Origin of the sequence: Arthrobacter phoenicis (assembly GCF_047238215.1) — a bacterium.
In the GTDB taxonomy this organism is placed as follows: domain Bacteria; phylum Actinomycetota; class Actinomycetes; order Actinomycetales; family Micrococcaceae; genus Arthrobacter.
The window spans coordinates 2,041,971-2,065,476 of the sequence record NZ_JBDFMK010000001.1 but is presented as its reverse complement, the minus strand read 5'-3'; the positions used below and the strand labels follow the sequence as shown (position 1 = coordinate 2,065,476).

Genomic DNA, 23,506 nt, shown 5'->3' with positions numbered 1-23,506 from the left:
GCCGGCCGCCTCGTAAACTGCCGGAATGGCCGTCTACATCGATCCCCCGTTCTGGCCCGCCCACGGCACCGTCTTCTCGCACCTGGTGTCCGACAGCTCCCTCGAGGAGCTGCATGCGTTCGCGAGGGCGGCGGGGATCCCGGAGCGGGCGTTCGACGGCGACCACTACGACGTCGCCGAGGCCCGCTTCGACGCGCTGGTCGCCGCCGGTGCCATCCCGGTGGAGGGCCGGGTCCTGGTGCGCAAGCTGATCGCCAGCGGGCTCCGGATTCCCGCCCGGCGGCGCAACGGTTCACTGAAGCTCCCGCTCCTGACGCGCTGGAACGAGACTCTGCCCGGCCACGACGCGCTCTTCCTGGACCTCCTGGACCGGTGGGGTGAGGAGCACCGGAACTACCACGGCCGCACCCACCTGCTCGCGGTGCTGGAGGCGCTGGACCTGCTGGCCGAACCCGGCCTGCCGTCCCGGACGGTGCGCCTGGCGGCCTGGTTCCATGACGCGGTCTACCACGGCATCGCAGGCGAGGACGAGGAGGAATCCGCGCGCCTGGCCGAGGAACGGCTGGGCCGGGCCGGCCTGCCCGACGGCGAGGCGGAGGAGGTGGCGCGGCTGGTGCGGATGACGGCGGACCACCGGCCCGAGCCGGGCGACCACGCCGCGGCCCTTCTCAGCGACGCCGACCTCTCCATCCTCGGCAGTGACCCCACAGAGTACGCCCGCTACCTCGCGGCCGTGCGGAAGGACTTCGCGCACATCGGCGACGCCGATTTTGCCGCCGGCCGCGCCGCCGTCGTCCGCCAACTGCTGGCACAGGAGCCACTCTTCCACACCGGGCGCGGGCGTTCCCTCTGGGAGGACGCGGCGCGGCGGAACCTCGCGGGGGAACTAACCTAGCCGCCCGGCGGCCCTACAGGTCCCCGGCGCTCCCGGCTGTGCGGCGGAGGTGTTCGGCGAGCCGGTCGAAGGATTCGCGCCAGCCGGAGCCGTGGGTGTCCCGATGCTCAGCGGTATCGAAGGGGCCCTGGGTGAAGACCAGCCGGGTGCCTCCGTCGATCTCCTCGAGCCGGAAGACGCCCTCCGTCTCGGTGCCCCGGGTGCCGTCGGCCTTCTCCCAGGCATGGGTGAAGACGAACAGTGTGGGCGGCTCGAGATCGGTGATGACTCCGCTGAACCAGTGTTCCTGGCCGGTGGCGTTCTCTAGGAGGCAGGCCCGGTACGGGGTGCCGATTTCCAGGTCCGCGTCGATGGTCTCGCGCAGGGCCCGGAAGCCGCGCGGCCCCCACCAGGCAGCCGCCTGGTCAGGATCGACCAGGGCTGACCAGACCGCCCGGGCGGGCACCTGGAACTCGCGGGTGATCACCAGCGTGAGCTCGTCCTGTTCCGGCATGGCTTCCGCGCCGGTGGATTCTGCGTTTTCCAGCATTGCCCTCTCCCTCCGCGTTGCGGCGACGGTTGAGCCTGTTTCCTAGCGGTAGACGCCGGCGAACGGCCGGTCCGTCGTGATGATCTGCTTACCCAGCGGCATCAGGGAGACCGGGATCAGCTTGAGGTTGGCGATGGCCAGCGGGATCCCGATGATGGTCACGGCCATGGCGAAGGCGGTCACCACGTGGCCCACGGCGATCCAGATGCCGGCCACCAGCAGCCAGATGACGTTGCCCAGCAGGGACAGGGCACCGCCACCGCCGGGCCGGTCCACCACGGCGCGGCCGAAGGGCCACAGGGCGTAGGACGCGATGCGGAAGGAGGCCAGGCCCCAGGGGATGGTGACGATCAGGAGGCAGCAGACGACGCCGGCCACGAAGTAGCCCAGCGCGAGCCACAGTCCCCCGAACAGCAGCCAGATGATGTTGAGCAGTGTCTTCATGGCACCATTCTCCCCCGCCGGCGGTGGATCTGTCCTCGGGGATGGCCCTGAACCGCCCCTGAATCCGTGGCCCTGGTGTGGACCGCTGGCGCCGGGCCCTGTCCGGGGACACGTGCCCCGGTTTACCCTAGGCGTAGGCCGGGCCGTAGCCCGGAAACAGCCTGCGAAAGGGCGGAACGCATGGGGTCGTGGCTGGCACGGAGCCGCCGGAGTTCGCCCGTGGCCGCCCTCTCCGCCCTGCTGGCACTCGCGTTGCTCACCGGATGCACCGGCGGGAGCCCGCAACCGCCGTCGTCCGGGGCGGCACCCGGGACTTCGTCCGCGACCAAGGCGCCCCGCTCCACCCCGGCGCAGGCGCCCGTCGTGTTCACCGCGCAGGGGGACATCGGAGTCGGCTCCAACGCCCGCAAAGTGCTCGGCACGGTCGCGAAGATCAAACCGGCACTGAACCTGGCGCTGGGCGACTTCAGCTACCAGGCCGGCCTCGAACAGCAGTTCTGCGATATGGTCACCGGCGTCCTCGGCTCCGGCTTCCCCTACGAGCTGGTCACCGGCAACCACGAGAGCGACGGGCACGACGGCGACATCGCCACCTTCGCCCAGTGCCTGCCGAACCGGCTGCCCGGGCTGGTGGGCGACTACGGCACGCAGTGGTACGTCGACGTACCCGAAAAGAACCCCCTGGTCCGCATCATCATGGTCTCCCCCGGGATCAAGTTCAAGGACGGGAAAACCCTGGATTACGGCCGCGACAGCGAACGCTGGACGTGGACCGCGGACGCGCTGGACGGGGCGAAGGAACGGAACATCCCCTGGACGGTGGTGGGCATGCACACCCCCTGCTTCAACCTGGGCGCCTACTCCTGCCAGCCCGGCGCAGACTTCACCAACCTGCTGATCGAGAAGAAGGTGGACCTGGTCCTCACCGGCCATCAGCACCTCTACCAGCGCACGCACCAACTGGGCCACAGTCCGGACTGCCCGGCTCTGGTCCCGGATGAGTTCTCGAAACCGTGTCTCGGCGGCACCGGTGGCTCACTGACCCAGGGCCGCGGGACGGTGTTCGCCGGCGTCGGAATCGGCGGGGTGGGGCTGCACGACGTCCGCGAGAACGACCCGGAGGCCGGCTATTTCGCGGAATGGTCCGGCAAGAACGTCAAGCCCACCTACGGCACGCTCAAGGTGTCCGCGGGAGAGGACGCGCTGACCGCCGCGCTGGTCCCGGCCGAGGGCAGCTTCACGGATTCCTTCACCATCACGCGGTGACCGCGCCCTGGGTGGGGGTGGCTGGCCCTTGGTGGCGCCGGTCAGCGCCCCTTGGCGGCGGTGACGAAGGCCGTGACCCGGGCCGGGTCCTTGACCCCGCGGGAAACCTCGACGCCGGAGGAGACGTCCACGCCCCACGCACCGGCGGCCGCGGCGGCGTCTGCCACGTTCTCCGGGTCCAGGCCGCCGGCCAGCAACCAGTGCCGGTCCCCCAGCCCCCGGGCGCGGACCGAGGCGTAGTCCCAGGCTTCGCCGGAGCCGGGCACGGCGGCGTCGACCAGCACCAGGTCCTCGCCCCAGTCGGCAAAGGCTTCCGGTTCCGCGGACATCGTTATCGCCCGGATCAGCTTCATGCCGGCGTTGTGGACGGTCCGGACATCCTCCCGGCTCCGGTCGCCGTGCAGCTGGACCCAGTCCAGTCCGGCGTCCCTGGCCGCCGCGACGGCATCGGCCGCCGATTCGTGCCGGAAGACGCCCACCGCGGGGACCCCGGACGGCACGCCGGGCAGCAGTTCGCGGACCCGTTCCGGGGCCACCTGCCGGGGGCTGGCGGTCAGGACGAAGCCCACCGCGTCCGCCCCGGCGTAGACGGCGGCCCGGACGGCCTCGCTGGTGGTGAGACCGCATACCTTGACGAACATTCCGGCTCCCTACCGCTGTGCTGTGTTGCTTTCACTGCTGTGTCGCTTTCACTGCTGTGTCGCTTTGACCTTGCCTCGACGTTAGCAAGTCCCGCGCCCGGCCACCGGCGCCGCGGCTAGGCTGATCCCATGGACATCATCCGTTACGCCGACCTTAAGCCCGCCCCCTGGCGCAACGGCGGTGGCACCACCCGAGAACTGGCCCGCTTCCCGCTCGGCGCGGCCGACGGCGGCTGGGACTGGCGGGTGAGCATCGCGGAGGTCGGCAAGGCCGGGGACTTCTCCGCGTTCCCCGGGATGGAGCGGGTCCTCACCGTCGTGGACGGCGACCTGCTGTTCCTGACGGTCGACGGCGCCGAGCACCCGCTGGAAAAGTACCGCCCCTTCCGGTTCTCCGGCGACGCCGACGCGGCCGGAGCCCTGCCCACCGGCGACATCCGGGACCTGAACGTCATCTGCCGGCGGGGCACCTTCAAGGGCTTCACCTCCATCATCGAGCTGTCCAAGAAGCGCGCACACCCGGTCTTCGAGGGGCAGTTCGGCATCCTGCTGCAGGGCCAGGCGACGGTCGACGGCGAGGCGCTGGGCCGGTACGACGCCGTCGTCGGATCGGAGCCGGCGACGCCCGAGATCCTGGGCCGCGGCTTCCTGGCCGTCGTCTCGATCGACCCCGTCGCCTGAACCCGGTCCGGCCGGAGGCCTAGCTTCCGGCTTTTGCTAGGCTGAAAGCAAGGCCGGATCCCGGCCTCCGGACGACGGTTCAGTACCCGGCACGCGACAAGACTGGCCAAAGGATTCTTGTCATGTCGTGGATCATTCTCATTGCCGCCGGATCGCTCGAAGCCGTGTGGGCCGCCGCGTTGCACCGCACGTCGCAGGCCACCGGCCGCCGCCGCCTCCTGCCGGGCGCCCTGTTCCTGGTAGCCGTCCTCGCCAGCACCGGCGGACTCGCGATCGCCATGCAGACCATCCCCACTGGGACCGCCTACGCCGTCTGGGTAGGAGTCGGCGTCGTCCTTACCTCCGCCTACGCCATGGCCACCCGGGTTGAACCCGCCAGCGCCGCCCGGATCCTGCTGCTCGGCGGGATCGTGGCGTGCGTGGCCGGCCTGAAGCTGGTGGCGTGATGCGCGCCGGCACCCGTGGAACGGGTGTTTCCTGGCTGATCCTGCTCGGCTCGGCCGTCCTCGAGGCGGTGTGGGCCACGGCCCTGGGCCTTTCCGACGGGTTCAGCCGTCCCGTGCCTACCCTGGTCTTCGCCGTGGCCGCGGCGTTGAGCATGGCCGGGCTGGGCGTAGCCGTGCGGCGCATCCCGCTGGGCACCGCGTACGCCGTGTGGGTGGGAATCGGTGCGGCACTGACCGTCGGCTGGGCGATGGCCACCGGCGTCGAACCCGCCAACCCGCTGAAACTGTTGTTCATCGCGGGGATCGTCGGCTGCGCGGCCGGCCTGAAACTGCTGCCCAGCGGGCCCGAGGACCCTCAACCGTCTGCTCCCGAGCCTGCGTCCCGTACGCTCCCGCCCGGTTAGTCACGCAGGCAACCCCGATCCGGCCGGACACGCCGTGTCGCAGGCCCGGGTCCGGCAGGTAACCGGGCAGGAACGCACACACGCCTGCCGCCGGGCACCGACAAAGGCCGGCAACCCCCGGAAACCCGCCCGGAATACCGGGACCGGGCGGGAGGTTCTTGGCTGGGACAGCGGTTCCGGCAATGACAGGAGACTCCAGATGACAGCCACAGTTCAGCTCGGCGACGGCCTCAGCGTCAGCCCCCTCGGGTTCGGCGGCATGGCCCTGACCCCGGTCTACGGCGAGGTAGACCAGGCCGAGGCGCTGGCCACCCTGCACCACGCCGTCGACGCCGGGGTGACCTTCCTGGACACCGCGGACATCTACGGCAGCGGCAGCAATGAGGAACTCTTCGCCGCCCTGCTCAAGGACCGGCGCTCCGAGGTGCAGTTGGCCACGAAGTTCGGTCTGGTGGGGAACCCGGCGGAGGGCTACACGGACATCCGGGGCGACGCCGCCTACGTCCGCGCGGCCGTGGACCGCAGCCTGTCCCGCCTCGGTACCGACAGTATCGACCTGTATTACATGCACCGCCGTGACCTCCGCGTTCCGATTGTGGAAACCGTGGAGGCCATGGCGGAGCTGGTCAAGGCCGGAAAGGTCAAGCATCTGGGCCTGTCCGAGGTGACGGCGGCGGAACTCCGGGAAGCCCACGCCGTCCACCCGATTGCCGCCGTCCAGAGCGAATGGTCCATCTGGAGCCGGGACGTGGAGCGCAACGTGGTGCCCGCGGCGGCCGAACTGGGTGTCGGCTTCGTGCCCTATTCGCCGCTGGGCCGGGGGTTCCTGACCGGCACCGTGGATGCCTCGAAGCTGGGCAGCAACGACTTCCGCCGCAACATCCCCCGCTTCGCCGCGGACGCTGTGGACGCCAACCAGGCCGTGGTGGCCACGGTCCGCGAGGTCGCCGCCGAGCTGCAGACCGCCAGCGGTCCCGCCACACCGGCGCAGGTTGCCCTGGCCTGGCTGCTGGCCCGCGGCGAGGCGCTGGGCCTGCCCGTCGTCCCGATTCCCGGCACCCGCAAGGCCGCCCGGATCGATGAAAACCTCGGCGCCCTGTCCCTGAAGCTGGACCCGGCGCAACTCGACCGGCTCAACACCGCGGCGGACGCCGTCGTCGGCTCCCGCGCAGCGAACCCGGGCTGGGTCTCCGAGGGCCGGGAATAGGCGGTCCTAGACTGATGCCCATGGACTCACTCATTCATTCGCTCCGCGACGTCACCATCCGCAGGATTTCGGTCAGTGAGATGGACAACAATGTGTACCTGCTCACCGCTAAGGCTTCCGGCGCGCAGCTCCTGATCGATGCGGCCGATGATGCGGCCGCCATCGAGGCGCTGCTGGCCGACGCCGCCGCGGACACCGAGGCGACGCCGAAGCTGGCGCTGATCGCCACCACGCACCAGCACTGGGACCACGTCCGTGCGCTGCCCGAGGTGGTCAAGGAGACCGGCGCGAAGACCGCCGCCGGAACCGACGACGCTCCCGCGCTGCCGGTGCCGGTGGATGTGCTGCTGGATCACGGCGACGTCGGCAACTTCGACGGGTTCGACGTGACGGCGGTGCACCTGCGCGGCCACACCCCGGGCTCGGTGGCGCTGGTGTACCAGGACCCGGCAGGGCCCGCGCACATCTTCTCCGGCGACTCGCTGTTTCCGGGCGGGGTGGGCAACACGGACAAGGATCCGGTGCGGTTCACCCAGCTCCTGGACGATGTGTCCGCGCGGCTGTTCGATGCCTACCCGGACGACACGGTCGTGCACCCGGGCCACGGCAAGCCGACCACCCTCGGTGCGGAACGCCCGCACCTTGAGGAGTGGCGCGCCCGCGGCTGGTAGATTCTGCCGGCTCGGCAGGAGCCGGAATCCGCGCCGGTTCCGGACCGGCGCCGCGGATTCGGACGGCCGTATCGGGGACCCCCGGTGCGGCCGTCCGTTTCCGTAGCGCGGACGGTTAATCCACCCCGAAACTTGGGGCCACGACCGCCGGGTTCCCTGGCCGAGCTTGCGAGGTTAGGGAGCGGTTGGGGACTAGCGGCTGCGGCGGTCGTTCGATGCCGGGGCCGACGCGCGGCGGGGACCGCCGCTGCGGGCCGGACGGCCTTCGCCGGAGCGGCCGTTGCCGCCGCCCGCGTAGGAACCGCCGGAGGTGCCGCCGCTGTTGGAAGACCAGACCGGAGCCGAACCGCCGCCGGAGCGACCGCCCGATTTGGTGCCTGCCGCAGCACGCTGGCCGGTGGCCGGACGTCCGCTACGCTGGCCGCCGGTGGAACCGCCGGTACGCGGGGCGCCGCCCCGGCCCGCGGCCGATCCGCCACGGGGTGCCCCGCCGCGGGAATCGTTCCGGCCCTCGGCTGCACGGCCGTCGGAACCGCGACCCGCGGCGGGACGGCCGCCGGCGGACGGAACATCGTTGTGGTGCGCGTAGGCGGTGGCGCGGCCGCGGCCCCGGGCGTTGCGGCGCTCGGAACGCTCGGCGTCGGACCGGTCCTGGTTCTGCTCGGCGATGCGCTCGGCGGCGCTGCGGGCAGCGGCCTGGCCCTCGTAGGCAACGGCGCGGCGCTCGGCACGCGGCAGGTCGGTGCGCGGAGCCTCGGCGGACACCTTGCCGCGTCCACCGCGGCCGCCGCGGCCACCGGCGGTGGGGGCTGCCTGGCGGCGGGCCCGCTTGCGCTCGGCGTTGGCACCGGTGGAGCTGCCACCGCCCTGCTGCGGAGCCTTGGCGGCCAGCAGCGCGGCGCGGGTGCGGGGGTCAACCTTCTCGGCGATGTCGCCGACGAGCTCGGCCACGATCGGCGAGCTGGCGGTGACGCGCTCGAAGCTGACGTCCACGCCTGCGGCCTTCATGAGCTTCTTCACGTCGGACTGCTGCTCCGGCAGGGTCAGGGTGACCACGGTGCCGTCGGAACCGGCGCGGGCGGTACGGCCCGAGCGGTGCAGGTAGGCCTTGTGCTCGGTGGGCGGGTCCACGTGGATGACGAGTTCGACGTCGTCGACGTGCACGCCGCGGGCGGCGACGTCGGTGGCGACCAGGACGCGGACGTCGCCGGAGGAGAACTCGGCGAGGTTGCGGTCACGGGCGTTCTGCGACAGGTTGCCGTGGAGGTCGACGGCGGGGATGCCGGCGTCGGTCAGGGTCTTGGCCAGCTTGCGGGCGTGGTGCTTGGTGCGCATGAACAGCACGCGGCGGCCGGCGCCGGAGGCGAGCTCCACGATCAGCTGCTTCTTCACGGTCTGGTCGTTGACCACCAGGACGTGGTGCTCCATGGTGGTGACCGCGGCCTGGGGGTCGTCCACGGAGTGGGTCAGCGGGTTGGAGAGGTAGCGCTGGACGATCTTGTCCACGCCGTTGTCCAGGGTGGCGGAGAAGAGCAGGCGCTGACCCTGGGTGGGGGTCATGTCCATGAGCTTCTTGACCACGGGGAGGAAGCCGAGGTCGGCCATGTGGTCGGCCTCGTCCAGGACGGTGATTTCGACCGACTCGAGGGTCAGGATGCGCTGGCGGATCAGGTCCTCCAGGCGGCCGGGGCAGGCGATGACGATGTCGACGCCGGCGCGGAGGGCCTTTTCCTGGCGGGCCTGGGAGATGCCGCCGTAGATCACGGTGGTGTTCAGGCCGACGGCCTTGGCCAGCGGCTCAACCGTGGCGTTGATCTGGGTTGCCAGCTCGCGGGTGGGGGCCAAGACCAGGGCCATGGGGCGGCCGGGCTTGCGGAAGTGCGCGGCCTCGCGCTCGGCGAGACGGGCGACCAGCGGGATGGCGAAGGCGATGGTCTTGCCGGAGCCGGTGCGGCCGCGGCCCAGGACGTCGCGTCCGGCCAGGGTGTCAGGAAGGGTCTTGACCTGGATGGGGAACGGCTCGGTGATTCCCTGGGCGGTCAGGGTGTCGGCAAGGGCCTTGGGCGTGCCGAGGGCAGCAAATGTAGTCATAAGTGTCAAGGGTCTTTCAGGCGGTATCCGTGCGGATATCGGCCCCCGGCGCCGGTTGGACCAGGGGTTCGCCGAAGAAAAGTCAGGTGGTCGACCGGGCGGTCTGCGGGTAGCCGCTCATTGCCGGGACCAAATGGAACGCGTTCATCGACGCAGGATGTGCCTCTCACATGAAAAAATCCCACTCCCGCGGGGAGATTCCGAGGAATCCGCGGGCGATCCGGCGGTCTGCCGAGGCTTTCCAGCCGGATCAGGAGTGGGCATCACTGCACATCAAGTTCCCCCAGTCTATCATCCGGGACCCTCCTCCCGTTTCCAGCCCGTCCCAACTGACTCGCAGCTAATGCCGTTTTCGCGGTCCAAAACGGCATTAACTGCCGGTCAGTCGGGTGCGCCGCGGCGGGCGACGCGCGGCGCCACCAGGACGCCGGCGACGCCGATCGCGGCGGTGAGGGCGAAGACCCCGGCGAACGGTGCGGCGGCACCGTTCGGGCCGGCTCCCGCCGTCGTGAACGCCGCGAAGATGATGCCCGTGGTGGCCAGCGAGAGGGCGCCGCCGAGGGAGTCCGAGATGGACATCGCGGAGCTGTTGAAGCCCTCGTTTTCGCGGGTGGAGAGGGCCAGAGTCATGACGCTGAGCCGCGCGTACATCAGGCCCATGCCCGCGCCGGCGAACACCCAGCCGGCGATCGCGACGGCGGCGGGCCAGCCGAGGACGGTGGTGGCCAGGGCCAGGACGACGGCGGCGAGCACCATCGCCGCCCCGATCCGGATGGCGCGGCGGTGTTCCAGCCGAGGGCCCAGGCGGCCCTGCACCGCGGACGCGGAGGCCCACGCCACGGCGCCGGCGGTGAGGGTCAGCCCGGCAAAGGTGGGCGCGAAGGCGTAACGCTCCACCAGCAGGTACGGCAGGTACACCTCGGCGCCGAAGAACGCGGCGGAGGCCAGCCCGCGGGTGAGGATGACGCTGGGAAGCCCGCGCCGGGCGGTCAGCGTGCCGCGGGGCATCAGCGGGCGGACGGCCAGCAGCGCGACGGCGACGGCGGCCCCGGCCAGCAGCCCGCCGATCCCCGGGAGGGACGAGGAGAGGTTCAGGCCCAGGACCGCGGCGGCAGCGAGCGCGGCCAGCCCCAGCTTGGCCAGCGCCCCGGGGACGCGGGAGGGCCGGGGGCCCGCCTGATTACCAGTGCCAGATTCCGCCAGGGCGGATTCCGCCGGAGCCGGTTCCGGCTGGCCCGCCGGGACTTCATTAGGGGCGGGCTCGTTTTTCGGCAGCCCGCGCAGCGCCGGAGCGGTCAGCAGCAACGCCGGAACCACCAGGCCCACCACACCCAGGAAGACCCACGGCCAGCCCGCCACCTCCGCCACCAGCCCGGCGGTGAACGGGCCCACCAGCGAGGGGACCACCCACGCGGCGGAGAACGCGGCGAAGATCTTGGGGTGCAGCGGCGGCGGGTAGACCCGGGCCACCACCACGTACAGCGCCACGGTCAGGCCGCCGCCACCGAGACCCTGCACCAGGCGCCCCGCGACCAGGACCGGCATGGAGGCGGCGGTCCCGGCAATCAGCAGCCCCACGACGAACATGCCGACGGCGGAGAGCAGCGGCGCCACCGGCCCCCTGCGGTCGGCCCAGCTGCCGGAGGCCACCATGCCGATCACGCCGGTGGCCAGCGGCCCGGCGAAGGCCAGGGCGTAGAGCCCGGCGCCGTCGAGTTCGCGGCTGACCAGCGGCATGATCGTGGTCACCGCCAGCGATTCGAAGGCCGCCAGGAACACCAGCGCGCAGGCGCCGAGGGTCACCAGAACGTACCGGCGCTGGAAGATGCCGCCGGTCTCCGGCCCTTGGTCCGGGCGGGTTCGCGGGCTGGCGGGGTTCGACATACCTGAAGCCTACGGCGCAAGCCCCTGGGCGGGGACGACGACGGCGCCGCTGGCCCGGGAGTCGGCGTCGAGCATCCACCCCACCCGCTTGACGGTCCGAAGCATCACCACGCTCTCCACCAGCTCGATCCCCGGCACCTTCTGCTGCAGCGCGAGTTCGACCGTCATCACGTCGGCCAGGGACTGCAGCCACATGATGATCACGAAGTTGGTGGGCCCGGTGGTGGAGGCGCTCAGCCGGACGTTGCGCATGGTCTTCAGCTCGGCGGCCGCCGCCTCGTGCTGGCCGGCGGGGACGTTGACGAACCACTGGCAGGTGACCGGGAAGGACGAATAGCGCTGGGCCACCTCGCAGCGGAAGGACAGCATGCCGCTGGCCAGCACCCGGTTCAGCTGCCGCTGGACGGTGGCCGGGTGGCGGCCCAGGCTCCGGGCGATCTCCGCGGCCGTGGCCCGCCCGTCCCGGGCCAGGAACGGCAGCAGCGCCAGGTGGCTCTCCGGCAGTTCCCGCGCGACGGCGGCCGCTGATGCTGCCGTTCCGGCCTCAGCGCCGGCCAGGGTCCGCACGGCCGCCTGCTGCGCCCGGTCCAGCACGTTGAGCCGCCAGGCGCCGCCGCTGGAATGCAGCCGGGTGCACAACGCGGTCTCGTACTTGGTCAGGCCCTCGATCTCCTTCAGCCGGGACATCACCTGGTCGCTGAGGTCGTCCAGGGACCGGGTGATGACGGTGAGCATCAGGTTGCGCTTGCTGGCAGCCTCCTCCACGGTCACCACCTCCGGCATCAGGGCCAGCTGCTCGGTGACCTCGTCACGGCGGTGCATCTCGCAGTCGACGGCGATGAAGGCCAGGCACATCTGGTGCGGGTCGCCGATCAGGTGAGCGGTGATCCACGAAACCCCGGACGCCCGCAGCCGGTCCCACCTGGCCGCCAGCGTGGTGGCGTGGACACCCAGGACCTCCGCGGCGTCGCCCCAGCCCAGCCGCGGCGCCATCTGCAGCACGTTGATCAACGCAAGGTCATCCTCGCTCAGCTCCACGTCCCACTCCCCTCTCATGCACGAATCCTGCGTTCCACGGGAATGGATGCATATTTCCAGCCCTTAGCGCCCGTGTGGCGCAGGTCACTCCAGAATAGACCCGAACGCACCGCCCCAATCAACCGCCCATCAACCGCCAGGAGAGTTTGTGACCATCACCGACGACGCCCGGGAACTCCAGCCGGAGCTGGCCCGCTTCCGCCACGCCCTGCACCGCGAACCGGAAATCGGCCTGGACCTGCCCCGCACCCAGGAAAAGGTCCTGCAGCAACTCGACGGGCTGGGCTACGAGATCACCCTCGGCACAGACACCACCTCCGTCACCGCCGTGCTCCGCGGCCAGGGGAACGCCGGCTCCGGAGCCGATGACGTGAGCCGTCCCGCCGTGCTCCTGCGCGCCGACATGGATGGCCTCCCGGTCCAGGAGAAGACCGGCATCGACTACTCCTCCACCATGGACGGCGCCATGCACGCCTGCGGCCACGACCTGCACACCTCCATGCTCGCCGGCGCCGCCACCCTGCTGGCCGAGCAGCGGCACCAGCTGGCCGGCGACGTCGTCCTGATGTTCCAGCCCGGCGAGGAAGGCTTCGACGGCGCCAGCTACATGATCCGCGAGGGCGTCCTGGACGCCCCGGGCCGGCGCGTGGACGCCGCCTACGGCATGCACGTGTTCTCCGCACTGGAACCGCACGGCACCTTCTGCACCAAGCCCGGCGTAATGCTCAGCTCCTCCGACGGGCTCACCGTCACCGTGCTGGGCGCCGGCGGCCACGGCTCCGCCCCGCACGCGGCCAAGGACCCGGTCACGGTCGCCGCCGAGATGGTCACGGCGCTGCAGGTCATGGTCACCCGCCAGTTCAACATGTTCGACCCGGTGGTCCTCTCCGTGGGCGTGCTCCAGGCCGGCACCAAGCGGAACATCATCCCCGAATCCGCCCGGATCGAGGCGACGGTGCGGACCTTCTCGGAGGAATCCCGGCAGAAGATGATGGACGCCGTCCCCCGCCTGCTGCGCGGCATCGCGGCGGCCCACGGGCTCGACGTCGACGTCGACTACCAGCAGGAATATCCGCTCACCATCACCGATGAGGACGAGACCCGCACCGCGGAAAACGTCATCGGGGACCTCTTCGGCGAGGGCCGGCTGGCCCGCTGGGCCACGCCGCTGAGCGGCTCCGAGGACTTCTCCCGCGTCCTGGCCGAGGTCCCGGGCACCTTCATCGGCCTCTCCGCCGTCCCGCACGGCGGCGACCACACGACGTCGGCGTTCAACCACTCGCCGTACGCCACGTTCGACGACGCCGTCCTGGCCGACGGCGCCGCCCTCTACGCCGAACTCGCCCTGTCCCGGCTCGCCACCCTCTCGGCCGCCACAGCCACCGCGGCCGCCGTACCCGCCGGCCGCTCCTAACCGGCACCCCCGTCCAGCACCACTCCCACCCAGAACCACCCGGAGATTTCCATGACAGCAACCGTGTCCCAGCCGACGGCTCCCCGGACATCCACCCGCAAGACCCTGATCGGCACCGGCATCGGCAACGCCGTCGAATGGTACGACTGGGCGATCTACGCCACGTTCACCCCGTTCATCGCCAGCCAGCTCTTCAGCAAGTCGGACCCCGCCTCGGCGGTGCTCTCCACCCTGGCGATCTTCGCCGTCGGCTTCGTCGCCCGGCCCTTCGGCGGCTTCCTCTTCGGTTGGATCGGCGACCGGATCGGCCGCAAGGCATCCATGACCCTGGCCGTAGGCCTGGCGTCGGTGGGCAGCCTGATGATCGGCGTCGCCCCGACCTTCGCCGCGGTGGGCGCCTTCGCGTCCCTGATGCTGCTGGTGGCCCGGCTGGTCCAGGGCCTGGCGCACGGCGGCGAGCTGCCCTCCTCCCAGACCTACCTCTCGGAGATGGCGCCGAAGGAACACCGCGGCTTCTGGGCCACCCTGATCTACACCTCCGGCACGGTCGGCATCCTCTTCGGCACCCTGCTGGGCGCGGTCCTGAACATGGCCCTCTCCACCGAGGCGATGAACGCCTGGGGCTGGCGGGTGCCGTTCCTGATCGGCGCCGCGATGGGACTGTACGCCCTGATCATGCGGTCCCGGCTGCACGAGACCGACGTCTTCGCCGGTGAGGCGCTGGCCGAGAAGAAGGCCGCGATCTGGCCGCAGATCGTCCGGCACCGCAAGCAGGCCCTGCAGGTGATCGGCCTGACCGTGGGCCTGACGGTCATCTACTACATCTGGGGCGTCGTCGCCCCCAGCTACGCCACCACCGCCCTGAAGATCGACCGCGGCGAGGCGCTCTGGGCCGGCGTCGTGGGCAACATCGTCTTCATCGCAGCGCTGCCGTTCTGGGGCAAGCTCGCGGACCGGATCGGCCGCAAGAAGGTGCTGTGGGCCGGCGCGATCGGCTCGGGCCTGCTGCACTTCCCGATGACCGCCCTGCTGAAGGATTCGGCCTGGCAGTTGGCCGTCAGCATGTCCGTGATGCTGATCTTCATCGCCGCGAGCGCCGCGATCGTCCCGGCTGTGTACGCCGAACTGTTCCCCACCAGCATCCGCACTGTCGGCGTCGGCGTGCCGTACTCCATCTGCGTCGCGCTCTTCGGCGGCACCGCCCCGTACCTGCAGCAGTGGCTGGGCACCAGCCTGCAGTCTCCGCAGCTGTTCAACGTCTACGCCGTGGCCCTGCTGGCCGTCTCCGCCCTGTTCGTCTTCACCATCCCGGAGACCAAGGGCAAGGACCTCACCGCCTGACCGGGGCCAGGCGCCGCTGCAAAGCCCCGGTTTCTCCCAACTGACTCGCACCTGAGGCCGTTATGAGCGCTCATAACGGCCTCAGCTGCGAGTCAGTTGGGTGCGGGGCTCCACTATTCTGGAGGGGATGAGTGAAACCCCAGAATCCCCGCAGCCGGCGCCTTCCCCGCGCCCGGTGACCCCCGGCAGCCAGGCCTCCTTCGGCACCTACGGCGGCCGCCCGGTGAGCTTCGTGCGCCGCGGCACCCGGCTGCAGGGCCGCCGCCAGGCGGCCTGGGACGAGCATTCGGACCGCTGGGCCGTGGACGTGCCCCGGCACATCGCCAACACCTCCGTCCACCCGGACTACGTCTTCGACGCCGAGGCCGAGTTCGGCCGCACGGCCCCGCTGATCGTGGAGATCGGCTCCGGCCTGGGCGACGCCGTCTGCCATGCGGCCGAACAGAACCCGGACACCGACTTCCTGGCCGTGGAGGTCTACACCCCGGGCCTGGCCAACACCCTGATCAAGATCAACAGCCGCGGCCTGACCAACGTCCGCGTGGTGGAGGCCAACGCCCCCGAGGTCCTGGCCAGCATGCTTCCCGCCGGCTCCGTCACCGAACTCTGGGTCTTCTTCCCGGACCCGTGGCACAAGTCCCGGCACCACAAGCGCCGCCTGATCCAGCCGGCGTTCGCGGAACTCGCCGCCCGGGCGCTCAAGCCCGGCGGCATCTTCCGGATCGCCACCGACTGGTCCAACTACGCCGTGCACGTCCGGGAGGTCATGGCCGGCGCCGCCGACTTCGAAAACCTGCACGAGGGCGAACGCAGCGGCCCGGACAGCCCGCTGACCCAGGTCTGGGAATCCGGCGTGGAGTCCGTGGTGGGCGGCGCCCCGGTCAAGGAGGGCCGCGCCCCGGTCAGCACCGAGCACACCGGCCCCAACGAGGGCGTCGACGACGTCGGCGGCTGGGCGCCGCGGTTCGACGGCCGGATCCTGACCAGCTTCGAGAACAAGGCCCACGAGGCCGGCCGGCTGATCTTCGACCTCAGCTACCGGCGCCGCTGATCCGGGCCCATCGCCTGCGGCCGCGGGGGCCGTCCGCATGGCAGGATTACGGCAAAGCTCAACAGTGCAAGAACGGACCAGCAGCATGGAACTGAAAGACGCGGCAGAAGTTGCGGAGGATGTCACCAACTCCCGGCCGCTCGAAATCGCGGCCCGAGCGGGGTTCGCCGTCTCCGGGCTGCTGCACTTCCTGATCGGCCTGGTCGCGATCCGCCTCGCGATGGGCGGCCAGGGCCAGGCGGACGTCAGCGGCGCGGTGGCCGAGATGGCCCAGCAGCCCGTCGGACCGTACCTGCTCTGGAGCGCGTTCGCCGCGTGCGTGGCCTTGGCAATCTGGCAGACCAGCGACGCGGTGTTCGACTTCGAGCACCTGGAAACGAAGAAGAAAGCCGCCAGGAAGCTCAAGGCCGCCCTGCAGGCCGTCGTCTACACCGGCTTCGCACTGACCCTCGCGTCGGTGGCCCTGGGCGCGCACGCGGACCATCGCCAGTCCACCAGCGACCTGACCCTGCACCTGATGGCCACGCCCGGCGGGACGCTTTTGCTGATCCTGATCGGTGTCGCCGTGGCCGTGACCGGCGTGGTCTATGCCATCCGCGGCTTCCGGAAGTCCTTCGTGAAGTACCTCCGCATGCCTGCCAATGAGCACGCCTGCCTGGCCGTGAAGGTCACCGGGATCATCGGCTACGCGGCCAAGGGCGTGGCCCTGCTGCTGACCGGGATGCTGATCGTGATTGCCACCATCAAGGCTGACCCGGACGAATCGACCGGGCTCGACGGCGGCCTCAAGGCCCTGCGGGACCAGCCGCTGGGCATGTACATGCTCGCCGCCGTCGGCGCCGGGCTGATCTGCTACGGCATCTTCATGGCCGTCCGCGCCCGCCTCGCACGGATGTAGCCGGACTCCGGCCCCTGCCCTGGCCCCCACGGCCGGCGCCCGCGGTCCGGGGTCACCGCCGGCTGGCTAAGATGGATCAGATGACCAACTGCCGAAAGTAGTGCCTTCATGCCCTCGAATCCGGATGAGAATGCGGCACTGGCGATCCAGACCCCCGCAATCAACGACCGCTCCCTCGCGGCCGGGCTCGCCTACGCCATGGGGAGCCGGGTCTCCGGGATTTCCTTCGACGCCGCCACCGGGCTGATGCTGGGCAAGGTCCGCGGCGGGTCCGATGTGCCGTATTCGACGACGGCGAAGCTGGTCCGCAAGGGCGGCGGCTGGAGCTGCACCGTGGGCGTCTGCAGCTGCCCGGTCCGCAAGGACTGCAAGCACGTCGCGGCGCTGCTTTTCGCGGCGGAGGACAACCCGGCCACCCGTGTGCAGCTGCTGGCCCCGGCCGAGACGTCCCGGCTCTCCCGGCAGCCGGCTCCCGTGGACCTGCCCGACTGGGAGCAGGCGCTCAGCCCGCTGCTCTCCCGGCAGGCGTCCACGCAGCCCTCCGCCGGCGTGCCCTTGGCGCTGCAGTTCGAGATCGAGGAACCGGCTCCGCACTTCTCCTACACCGGCCGCCGCGACCCGCTGCGCAGCGTCCGCCAGCTCAAGGCCCGCCCCGTCATCATGGGCGCGAAGGGCAAGTGGATCCGCGGCGACGTCTCGTGGAGCACCCTGAGCTACCTGAACTACCGCCGGGAGTGCAACGAGGCCCACGTGGAGTGGATGCTGGAGTTCCTGGCCTCGCACACTTCCGTGGCGAACCGCCAGCACGCCGGGACCGGGCTCTGGCTGGGTCTGAACACCTACGCCGGCCGGAACCTGTGGAGCCTGCTGGAGGAGGCCCGCAAGATCGGCCTGGCCCTGGTTCACGGCAAGGCGGACGAGCCCGTGCACCTGGCGGCGAGCCCCGCCGCCGTCGGACTCAACCTCACCCGCTTCGGCACCCCCGCCGGCGCTGGCGCCGGGAACGGCGCGGACAGCGCCGCCGGAACCGGCGCCGACGACGGCGGCGGCAACGACGGCGGCCTCGCCCTCGCGCCCATCATCACCGTCGAGGCCACCGAGGTGGACCCCGCGGCGGTGGGCACCATCGGCCGCCCCGCGCACGGCATCTTCGTCACGGGTGACGCCGGGACCCTCCCGGGCCTGGCACCCGAGGGCGCCACGATCACGCTCGCGCCGCTCGAGGCCGGGCTCAGCGAGGAACTGCTGGCGTTCGTCACCGCCGGCACCACGCTGCACATCCCGTCCCGGGACGAGACCCGCTTCCTCACCGGTTTCTACCCGAAGCTGAAGCAGACCGCCCGGGTCACCGCCTCGGACGAGTCGGTGGAGCTGCCGACGCTGGCCGTCCCCACGCTGTCGCTGCTGGCGAATTACGGCGCGGACCACCGGGTCCGACTGCACTGGGAGTGGCACTACACCTCCGGCACCCTGGTCACGGCGCAGCCGCTTTGGCGCCACCCCGGCGACCACGGCTATCGGGACGACACCGCCGAGGCGCGCATCCTCGAAACCGTGGGCCAGCCCTGGGAGGTGGTGCCCAAGCTCGGCGAATCGGCCACCGGCGGCTGGGGCACACCCCGGCTCGCCGACTCCGCAGAGCTCAGCGGCCTGGACACCCTGGCGTTCACCGAGGAGGTCCTCCCCCGGCTGCGCCAGCTGGCCGAGGTCACCGTGGACACCGCCGGCGAGATCGCCGACTACCGCGAGGCGGAGGAGGCCCCGGTGGTCTCCATCTCCACCAAGGCCACCGAACAGCGGGACTGGTTCGACCTGGGCATCCAGATTTCGCTGGAGGGCCAGCCGGTGTCCTTCGCCGCCGTGTTCTCCGCTCTCGCCGCCGGTCAGACGAAGATGCTGCTACCCAGCGGCGCCTACTTCTCGCTGGACCTGCCCGAGCTGCACCAACTGCGCGCCCTGATCGAGGAGGCCCGGGAGCTGCAGGACAACAAGGACGCCCCGCTCCAGATCAGCCGCTTCCAGGCCGGGCTCTGGGACGAGCTGGCGCAGCTGGGGATCGTGGACGAACAGGCCTCCGCCTGGCGGGACGCCGTCGGCGGGCTGCTGGAGGGGGGCGTGAAAGGCCTGCCGCTGCCGGACACCCTGGACGCGGAGCTGCGTCCCTACCAGCTGGAGGGCTTCAACTGGCTGAGCTTCCTCTACCGCCACGGCCTGGGCGGGGTGCTGGCCGACGACATGGGCCTGGGCAAGACCGTGCAGACGCTCGCGCTGATCTGCGCGGCGAAGATCGCGGCTGCCGAGGCGGCGTCTGTTGCGGCTGACGGCGACGACGACGCCGGGGCACCCGGAGCCGCGGGCGCCGCCCCGTTCCTGGTGGTGGCACCCACGTCCGTGGTGGGCAACTGGCTGGCCGAGACCGCTCGGTTTGCCCCCGGGCTGACCGTGCGGGCCATCGGCGAGACCTTCGCCAAGAGCGGCTCCGATCCTGCCGACGCTCTGGCCGGCGCCGACGTCGTCATCACCTCCTACGCGCTCTTCCGCATCGACTACGACGCGTACGCGTCCCGCCGCTGGGCCGGCCTGGTGCTGGACGAGGCGCAGTTCGTGAAGAACCATCAGTCCAAGGCCTACCAGTGCGCCCGGAAGCTGCCTGCGGACTTCAAGCTGGCGGTGACCGGCACGCCGCTGGAGAACAACCTGATGGAGTTCTGGGCGCTGACCTCGATCGTGGCGCCCGGGCTGTTCGCCAGCCCCAAGCGCTTCGCGGAGAACTACCAGCGGCCGGTGGAGAAGAACGGGGACCGGGCACGGCTGGACAAGCTGCGCCGCCGGGTCCGCCCGCTGATGCTGCGCCGCACCAAGGAACAGGTGATCCGGGACCTGCCGCCCAAGCAGGAGCAGATCCTGGAGGTGGTGCTGAATCCGCGGCACCAAAAGGTCTACCAGACCCACCTGCAGCGCGAACGGCAGAAGATCCTGGGCCTGATCGAGGACGTGAACAAGAACCGTTTCACGATCTTCCAGTCGTTGACCCTGCTCCGGCAGCTCAGCCTGGACCCGTCCCTGATCGACCCGTCCCTCTCCGGGATCCGGGCCAGCAAGCTGGACGTGCTCTTCGAACAGCTCCAGGACCTCGTGGCGGAGGGCCACCGGGCGCTGATCTTCAGCCAGTTCACCGGGTTCCTCGGCAAGGTCCGGGAGCGGCTGATCGAGGAGAACATCGAGTTCTGCTACCTGGACGGCAGCACCCGGAACCGTGCGGACGTGGTTAGCGAGTTCAAGAACGGCGCCGCCCCGGTGTTCCTGATCAGCCTCAAGGCTGGCGGCTTCGGCCTGAACCTGACCGAGGCGGACTACGTGTTCCTGCTGGACCCGTGGTGGAACCCGGCATCCGAGGCGCAGGCTGTGGACCGGACGCACCGGATCGGCCAGGCCCGGAACGTGATGGTCTACCGGCTGGTGGCCAAGGACACGATCGAGGAGAAGGTCATGGCCTTGAAGGCGAAGAAGTCCCAGCTGTTCGCCGACGTGGTGGAGGGCGACGCGCTGGCCGGCGGTGCGCTGACAGCGGAGGACCTGGCCGGGCTCTTCGACGACTAGCCGGAGCGGGCCTCAGGCGGCGGCCGGCGCGGTGATCCGCCCGGTGGCCAGCCGCCGCTGGAACCAGCGGCGGAGCTGCTTGCCCTTGCCCTTCCACCAACTGTCCTCGTCCGGGTCCGTGTGCCAGCGGAAGATCACGGTCACCAGGACGAAGACGCCGCCGGCGGTCTGCGCCCACGCCCCGGATGCCGCGTACACCAGCACGGCGAGGCTCAGCGCCAGGATCGACGGCGGGACCAGGGTCAGGAAGACGGTGTTGGCCAGGTAGCGGCGCTGGGAGCGCGGCACCGAGACGGCCCGGACCATGTCGGTGCAGACGCACACGACCACGATCGTCTGGCCGAAGGTGAGCAGCAGCAGGCCCGGCAGGGAGTTGCCAAAGAGGGCCAGGGCATTCAGTCCGGAGTTCATGGCCGGCCCGCGCTCAGTGCGGACGCCGGCGCCGTCACGGGCGTGCGTCGGGAAGTGGTGGAATCCCCTAAACCACGGGTGAGTTCATTCATCGGTGCTGCCCCCCGGCTTGTGCACGTGACCGGCCCGCCCCAGGGCGTCGACCGGTGGCGGCAGTGCGCCGCCGAGACCATCTAACCGGGCGGGAAAGCGGCCCGTCAGGGGGTCGCGGTACTCGACTTTGCGGTTTCACCACCCGTCTTTGCGGGCGGCTACTCAGTCCCGCCGGGTGGACTACTTAGGCGGGTCAGGAGTTGTCGCGGGGGCGCCAGACGACGAGGGCCTGGGAGCGGGGGCGCGGCCGCTGGCCGCGGGCGAGGGTGACCACATCTCCCGCAGCACCGGCGGCGAAAATCCTGGAATCCAGCGGCTGCCGGCGGCGGCTGAGCTCCTCGGTGAGTTCGGAGACCCGGTGCTGCAGGGCCGCGACCTGGTTCTCCAGCTGCAGGATCCGCTTGATGCCTTCGAGCGAGACGCCCTCTTGGGAGAGCCGCTGCACCTCGCGGAGCATGTTCACGTCCCGCTGCGAGTACCGGCGGGACTTCCCGGGGGCGCGGCTGGGCGAGACGATGCCAAGCCGGTCATACTGGCGCAGCGTCTGCGGGTGCATGTCCGCCAGTTCAGCGGCGACCGAGATGACGAAGATCGGCTGGTCGAACTCGATGTCCATGGCTGGACTCCTACAGCCGGGCCTTGGCTGCCAGGCCCGCCCGGACGTCCTCGCCGGCGGTGGCCGCGGCGAACGCCTTGACGGCGTCCTCGGCTTCCTTGGTCAGCTTCTTGGGGACGGCGACGTCGATGGTGACGAGCAGGTCGCCGGTGGCCTTGCTGTGCTTGACGCCGCGGCCCTTGACCCGGAGCGTCCGGCCGGTGGGGGTGCCCGCGGGAACCCGGACCCGGACCTTGTCGCCGTCGAGCGTGGGAACCTCGATGTCCGCGCCCAGGGCAGCCTCGGGGAAGGTGACCGGAACGTGGATGCGCAGGTTGTCACCGTCGCGGGTGTAGAAATCGTGCGGCTTAACCGAGACGGTAACCATCAGGTCGCCGTTGCCGGCGGGGCCGTACTGGCCCTTGCCGCGGACCCGGACCTTCTGGCCGTCCTTGATGCCGGCGGGGATGCGCACGTCAATGACCTCGCCGTCGGGCTCGCGCAGGCCGATCGTGGTGCCGCGGATGGAACCGGCGAAGGAGATGCTGGTGGAGGCGGTCCGGTCTGCGCCCTTCTGCGGGCCGCGCTGGAAGGACTGGCCGCCACCGAAGCCGCCGCCGCCGAACAGGTCGGCGAATTCGGGCGGAATGCCGCCGGCGGTGCTGTAGCCGCCGGTTTGTCGGCCCCCGCCGCCGGTGAACAGGCCGCCGAAGAGGTCCTCGAAGCCGGCCCCGCCGCCGGGCTGGCCCGCGCCGCCGGGGGCAAACCGGGCGCCGCCACCCATCGCCCGAATGGCGTCGTACTGTTGGCGCTCGTCGGCGTCGGAGAGCACGGAGTAGGCCTCGGAGATGTCCTTGAACTTCTTCTCCGAAGCGGTATCCCCGGCGTTGGTATCCGGGTGGTGCTGCCGGGCGAGCTTCCGGTAGGCCTTCTTAATGTCGGCGTCGGAAGCGTCCTTGGCGACACCAAGGATCTTGTAAAAGTCCTTGTCGACCCAGTCCTGGCTGGCCACTGGCGTTTCCTTTCAAAAGTCGTGCAGAGTGCGCTTCGCAGACGATGGGCCCCCGCCCCTTCGCCGGGTGGCTGGGGATCTGCGATCCCCAGCCACCCGGCTTCGACAGGCCCGATGCCACTCCCGGGGCCCATCGTCTGCTGCGCGCAGTATGTCCACTCACCTTAGGCGAGAAGACCGCGGGCGCGGAGGGCGGAGCGGATGAGAGGGCGGGGCCCCCTCATCCGCGAAGGCGCGGTGGTGACGCTACGCCGGGACGGACACGATCACTTGGGCGGCGCGCAGGACCCGGTCGCCGGACTTGTAGCCCGAGCGGAGGACCTGGCTGACCGTGTCGGTTTCGACGTCGGCGCCGGGCTGCTGGATGAGGGCTTCGTGGATCGTGGGGTCGAACTCCACGCCGGTCTCATCGATGCGCACCAGACCGTAGGTCTTGAGCGCGTTCTCCAGCTTCGCGGCGATCGCGGCGAACGGGCCGTCGGCCAGGTCGCCGTGCTGCCGGGCGGCGTCGACGTCGTCCAGCACCGGGAGCAGGGAGTTCAGGACGCCGATGACGGCCATCTCCCCTGCCACGGCGCGGTCGCGTTCGACGCGCTTGCGGTAGTTGACGTACTCGGCCTGCAAACGGCGGAGGTCGTTCTTCAGTTCCTCCGCCTCCCCGGCGTTGACGCCCTGCGCCACGGAGTCCGCGGCCGGGACGTCCACGCTGTCGAGGATGTCCTCGGCCTGGGACAGGGCGTCCCCGGATCCGGACTCCGCCGCAGCCGGTTCCTGGTCCGGGTGCCGTGCCTGGCCGGTCTTCGGATCAACCTTGCGGTTGTCGTGGACCACCGGCTTCTGGCTCTCGTCCGGGCCCTCGCCGGCGTGCTCTGCTTCGTTACCGTGGTGCGGCAT

Annotated in this window: 22 protein-coding genes and 1 riboswitch; of the genes, 12 read left to right on the top strand and 10 right to left on the bottom strand. The window is 70.7% G+C overall.

Going from position 1 to position 23,506, the window contains the following annotated elements:
* The first annotated feature begins 25 nt into the window (after positions 1-25).
* A complete protein-coding gene (locus ABC337_RS09645) occupies positions 26-895 on the top strand; it encodes a DUF4031 domain-containing protein (protein ID WP_412884157.1) in 870 nt (289 codons plus the stop codon).
* A 13-nt stretch (positions 896-908) separates the two neighbouring features.
* Here ABC337_RS09645 and ABC337_RS09640 read toward each other — a convergent pair whose 3' ends face one another.
* Together ABC337_RS09640 and ABC337_RS09635 are read right to left on the bottom strand one after the other, a co-directional pair.
* A complete protein-coding gene (locus ABC337_RS09640) occupies positions 909-1,424 on the bottom strand; it encodes an SRPBCC family protein (protein WP_412884158.1) in 516 nt (171 codons plus the stop codon).
* 42 nt (positions 1,425-1,466) lie between these two features.
* Complete coding sequence (locus tag ABC337_RS09635; protein ID WP_412884159.1) at positions 1,467-1,868, bottom strand: YccF domain-containing protein; 402 nt, start codon at positions 1,866-1,868, stop codon at positions 1,467-1,469.
* Between the two features lie 180 nt (positions 1,869-2,048).
* Between ABC337_RS09635 and ABC337_RS09630 the strand changes: the two genes are divergently transcribed.
* Positions 2,049-3,134: a metallophosphoesterase gene (locus ABC337_RS09630; RefSeq protein ID WP_412884160.1), complete on the top strand. Its 1,086-nt coding sequence runs from the start codon at positions 2,049-2,051 to the stop codon at positions 3,132-3,134.
* A 41-nt stretch (positions 3,135-3,175) separates the two neighbouring features.
* On the opposite strand, the gene ABC337_RS09625 is transcribed toward ABC337_RS09630, so the two are convergent.
* Complete coding sequence (locus tag ABC337_RS09625) at positions 3,176-3,775, bottom strand: phosphoribosylanthranilate isomerase (RefSeq protein WP_412884161.1); 600 nt, start codon at positions 3,773-3,775, stop codon at positions 3,176-3,178.
* Between the two features lie 129 nt (positions 3,776-3,904).
* Between ABC337_RS09625 and ABC337_RS09620 the strand changes: the two genes are divergently transcribed.
* The 5 genes from ABC337_RS09620 (at position 3,905) to ABC337_RS09600 (ending at position 7,184) form a co-directional block, all read left to right on the top strand.
* Positions 3,905-4,456, top strand: coding sequence for a HutD/Ves family protein (locus ABC337_RS09620; protein WP_412884162.1), 552 nt, complete (start codon positions 3,905-3,907; stop codon positions 4,454-4,456).
* Between the two features lie 47 nt (positions 4,457-4,503).
* Positions 4,504-4,567, top strand: a riboswitch (guanidine-III (ykkC-III) riboswitch).
* A gap of 11 nt (positions 4,568-4,578) precedes the next feature.
* Positions 4,579-4,902 (top strand): DMT family transporter, encoded by a 324-nt coding sequence (locus tag ABC337_RS09615; protein ID WP_412884163.1) that lies wholly within the window; start codon positions 4,579-4,581, stop codon positions 4,900-4,902.
* Positions 4,902-5,306, top strand: coding sequence for a DMT family transporter (locus ABC337_RS09610; RefSeq protein ID WP_412884951.1), 405 nt, complete (start codon positions 4,902-4,904; stop codon positions 5,304-5,306). Before ABC337_RS09615 ends, ABC337_RS09610 begins: the two co-directional genes overlap by 1 nt.
* A 199-nt stretch (positions 5,307-5,505) precedes the next feature.
* The gene (locus tag ABC337_RS09605; RefSeq protein ID WP_412884164.1) at positions 5,506-6,513 is read left to right on the top strand and encodes an aldo/keto reductase; all 1,008 of its coding nucleotides are present in this window, start codon (positions 5,506-5,508) and stop codon (positions 6,511-6,513) included.
* Positions 6,514-6,533: 20 nt separating this feature from the next.
* Complete coding sequence (locus tag ABC337_RS09600) at positions 6,534-7,184, top strand: MBL fold metallo-hydrolase (protein ID WP_412884165.1); 651 nt, start codon at positions 6,534-6,536, stop codon at positions 7,182-7,184.
* A gap of 192 nt (positions 7,185-7,376) precedes the next feature.
* Here the strand turns inward: ABC337_RS09600 and ABC337_RS09595 are convergent, their stop codons facing one another.
* From ABC337_RS09595 to ABC337_RS09585, 3 genes are all read right to left on the bottom strand, one after another.
* The gene (locus tag ABC337_RS09595; protein WP_412884166.1) at positions 7,377-9,275 is read right to left on the bottom strand and encodes a DEAD/DEAH box helicase; all 1,899 of its coding nucleotides are present in this window, start codon (positions 9,273-9,275) and stop codon (positions 7,377-7,379) included.
* 381 nt (positions 9,276-9,656) lie between these two features.
* Positions 9,657-11,159: an MFS transporter gene (locus ABC337_RS09590; RefSeq protein ID WP_412884167.1), complete on the bottom strand. Its 1,503-nt coding sequence runs from the start codon at positions 11,157-11,159 to the stop codon at positions 9,657-9,659.
* Between the two features lie 9 nt (positions 11,160-11,168).
* A complete protein-coding gene (locus ABC337_RS09585; RefSeq protein WP_412884168.1) occupies positions 11,169-12,215 on the bottom strand; it encodes an Lrp/AsnC family transcriptional regulator in 1,047 nt (348 codons plus the stop codon).
* Positions 12,216-12,345: 130 nt separating this feature from the next.
* Here ABC337_RS09585 and ABC337_RS09580 point away from each other — a divergent pair, with 130 nt between their 5' ends.
* The 5 genes from ABC337_RS09580 (at position 12,346) to ABC337_RS09560 (ending at position 20,501) form a co-directional block, all read left to right on the top strand.
* A complete protein-coding gene (locus ABC337_RS09580; protein ID WP_412884169.1) occupies positions 12,346-13,611 on the top strand; it encodes a M20 metallopeptidase family protein in 1,266 nt (421 codons plus the stop codon).
* A gap of 51 nt (positions 13,612-13,662) precedes the next feature.
* On the top strand, positions 13,663-14,952 hold the full coding sequence (locus ABC337_RS09575) for an MFS transporter (RefSeq protein WP_412884170.1): 1,290 nt from the start codon (positions 13,663-13,665) through the stop codon (positions 14,950-14,952).
* 127 nt (positions 14,953-15,079) lie between these two features.
* Positions 15,080-16,003, top strand: coding sequence for a tRNA (guanosine(46)-N7)-methyltransferase TrmB (trmB, locus tag ABC337_RS09570; RefSeq protein ID WP_412884171.1), 924 nt, complete (start codon positions 15,080-15,082; stop codon positions 16,001-16,003).
* 91 nt (positions 16,004-16,094) lie between these two features.
* Positions 16,095-16,901, top strand: coding sequence for a DUF1206 domain-containing protein (locus tag ABC337_RS09565; RefSeq protein ID WP_412884952.1), 807 nt, complete (start codon positions 16,095-16,097; stop codon positions 16,899-16,901).
* Positions 16,902-17,009: 108 nt separating this feature from the next.
* Complete coding sequence (locus tag ABC337_RS09560) at positions 17,010-20,501, top strand: DEAD/DEAH box helicase (RefSeq protein WP_412884172.1); 3,492 nt, start codon at positions 17,010-17,012, stop codon at positions 20,499-20,501.
* Positions 20,502-20,513: 12 nt separating this feature from the next.
* Here ABC337_RS09560 and ABC337_RS09555 read toward each other — a convergent pair whose 3' ends face one another.
* From ABC337_RS09555 to ABC337_RS09540, 4 genes are all read right to left on the bottom strand, one after another.
* Complete coding sequence (locus ABC337_RS09555) at positions 20,514-20,912, bottom strand: hypothetical protein (protein WP_412884173.1); 399 nt, start codon at positions 20,910-20,912, stop codon at positions 20,514-20,516.
* Positions 20,913-21,198: 286 nt separating this feature from the next.
* Positions 21,199-21,621 carry a heat shock protein transcriptional repressor HspR gene (locus tag ABC337_RS09550; protein ID WP_412884174.1) on the bottom strand — a complete coding sequence of 141 codons (423 nt, stop codon included), beginning with the start codon at positions 21,619-21,621 and terminating at the stop codon, positions 21,199-21,201.
* Positions 21,622-21,631: 10 nt separating this feature from the next.
* Positions 21,632-22,612 (bottom strand): DnaJ C-terminal domain-containing protein, encoded by a 981-nt coding sequence (locus tag ABC337_RS09545; protein WP_412884175.1) that lies wholly within the window; start codon positions 22,610-22,612, stop codon positions 21,632-21,634.
* Positions 22,613-22,858: 246 nt separating this feature from the next.
* Positions 22,859-23,506, bottom strand: coding sequence for a nucleotide exchange factor GrpE (locus tag ABC337_RS09540; protein WP_412884176.1), 648 nt, complete (start codon positions 23,504-23,506; stop codon positions 22,859-22,861).

Bases quoted from the DNA above. Each gene is read 5' to 3' on its own strand.
- ABC337_RS09550 (WP_412884174.1), bottom strand. From the start codon at position 21,621: ATGGACATCGAGTTCGACCAGCCGATCTTCGTCATCTCGGTCGCCGCT.
- ABC337_RS09610 (WP_412884951.1), top strand. From the start codon at position 4,902: ATGCGCGCCGGCACCCGTGGAACGGGTGTTTCCTGGCTGATCCTGCTC.
- ABC337_RS09615 (WP_412884163.1), top strand. From the start codon at position 4,579: ATGTCGTGGATCATTCTCATTGCCGCCGGATCGCTCGAAGCCGTGTGG.
- ABC337_RS09595 (WP_412884166.1), bottom strand. From the start codon at position 9,275: ATGACTACATTTGCTGCCCTCGGCACGCCCAAGGCCCTTGCCGACACC.
- ABC337_RS09560 (WP_412884172.1), top strand. From the start codon at position 17,010: ATGCCCTCGAATCCGGATGAGAATGCGGCACTGGCGATCCAGACCCCC.
- ABC337_RS09625 (WP_412884161.1), bottom strand. From the start codon at position 3,775: ATGTTCGTCAAGGTATGCGGTCTCACCACCAGCGAGGCCGTCCGGGCC.
- ABC337_RS09555 (WP_412884173.1), bottom strand. From the start codon at position 20,912: ATGAACTCCGGACTGAATGCCCTGGCCCTCTTTGGCAACTCCCTGCCG.
- ABC337_RS09575 (WP_412884170.1), top strand. From the start codon at position 13,663: ATGACAGCAACCGTGTCCCAGCCGACGGCTCCCCGGACATCCACCCGC.
- ABC337_RS09585 (WP_412884168.1), bottom strand. From the start codon at position 12,215: ATGAGAGGGGAGTGGGACGTGGAGCTGAGCGAGGATGACCTTGCGTTG.
- ABC337_RS09590 (WP_412884167.1), bottom strand. From the start codon at position 11,159: ATGTCGAACCCCGCCAGCCCGCGAACCCGCCCGGACCAAGGGCCGGAG.
- ABC337_RS09620 (WP_412884162.1), top strand. From the start codon at position 3,905: ATGGACATCATCCGTTACGCCGACCTTAAGCCCGCCCCCTGGCGCAAC.
- ABC337_RS09605 (WP_412884164.1), top strand. From the start codon at position 5,506: ATGACAGCCACAGTTCAGCTCGGCGACGGCCTCAGCGTCAGCCCCCTC.
- ABC337_RS09600 (WP_412884165.1), top strand. From the start codon at position 6,534: ATGGACTCACTCATTCATTCGCTCCGCGACGTCACCATCCGCAGGATT.
- ABC337_RS09635 (WP_412884159.1), bottom strand. From the start codon at position 1,868: ATGAAGACACTGCTCAACATCATCTGGCTGCTGTTCGGGGGACTGTGG.
- ABC337_RS09645 (WP_412884157.1), top strand. From the start codon at position 26: ATGGCCGTCTACATCGATCCCCCGTTCTGGCCCGCCCACGGCACCGTC.
- trmB (WP_412884171.1), top strand. From the start codon at position 15,080: ATGAGTGAAACCCCAGAATCCCCGCAGCCGGCGCCTTCCCCGCGCCCG.
- ABC337_RS09540 (WP_412884176.1), bottom strand. From the start codon at position 23,506: ATGCCGCACCACGGTAACGAAGCAGAGCACGCCGGCGAGGGCCCGGAC.
- ABC337_RS09640 (WP_412884158.1), bottom strand. From the start codon at position 1,424: ATGCTGGAAAACGCAGAATCCACCGGCGCGGAAGCCATGCCGGAACAG.
- ABC337_RS09630 (WP_412884160.1), top strand. From the start codon at position 2,049: ATGGGGTCGTGGCTGGCACGGAGCCGCCGGAGTTCGCCCGTGGCCGCC.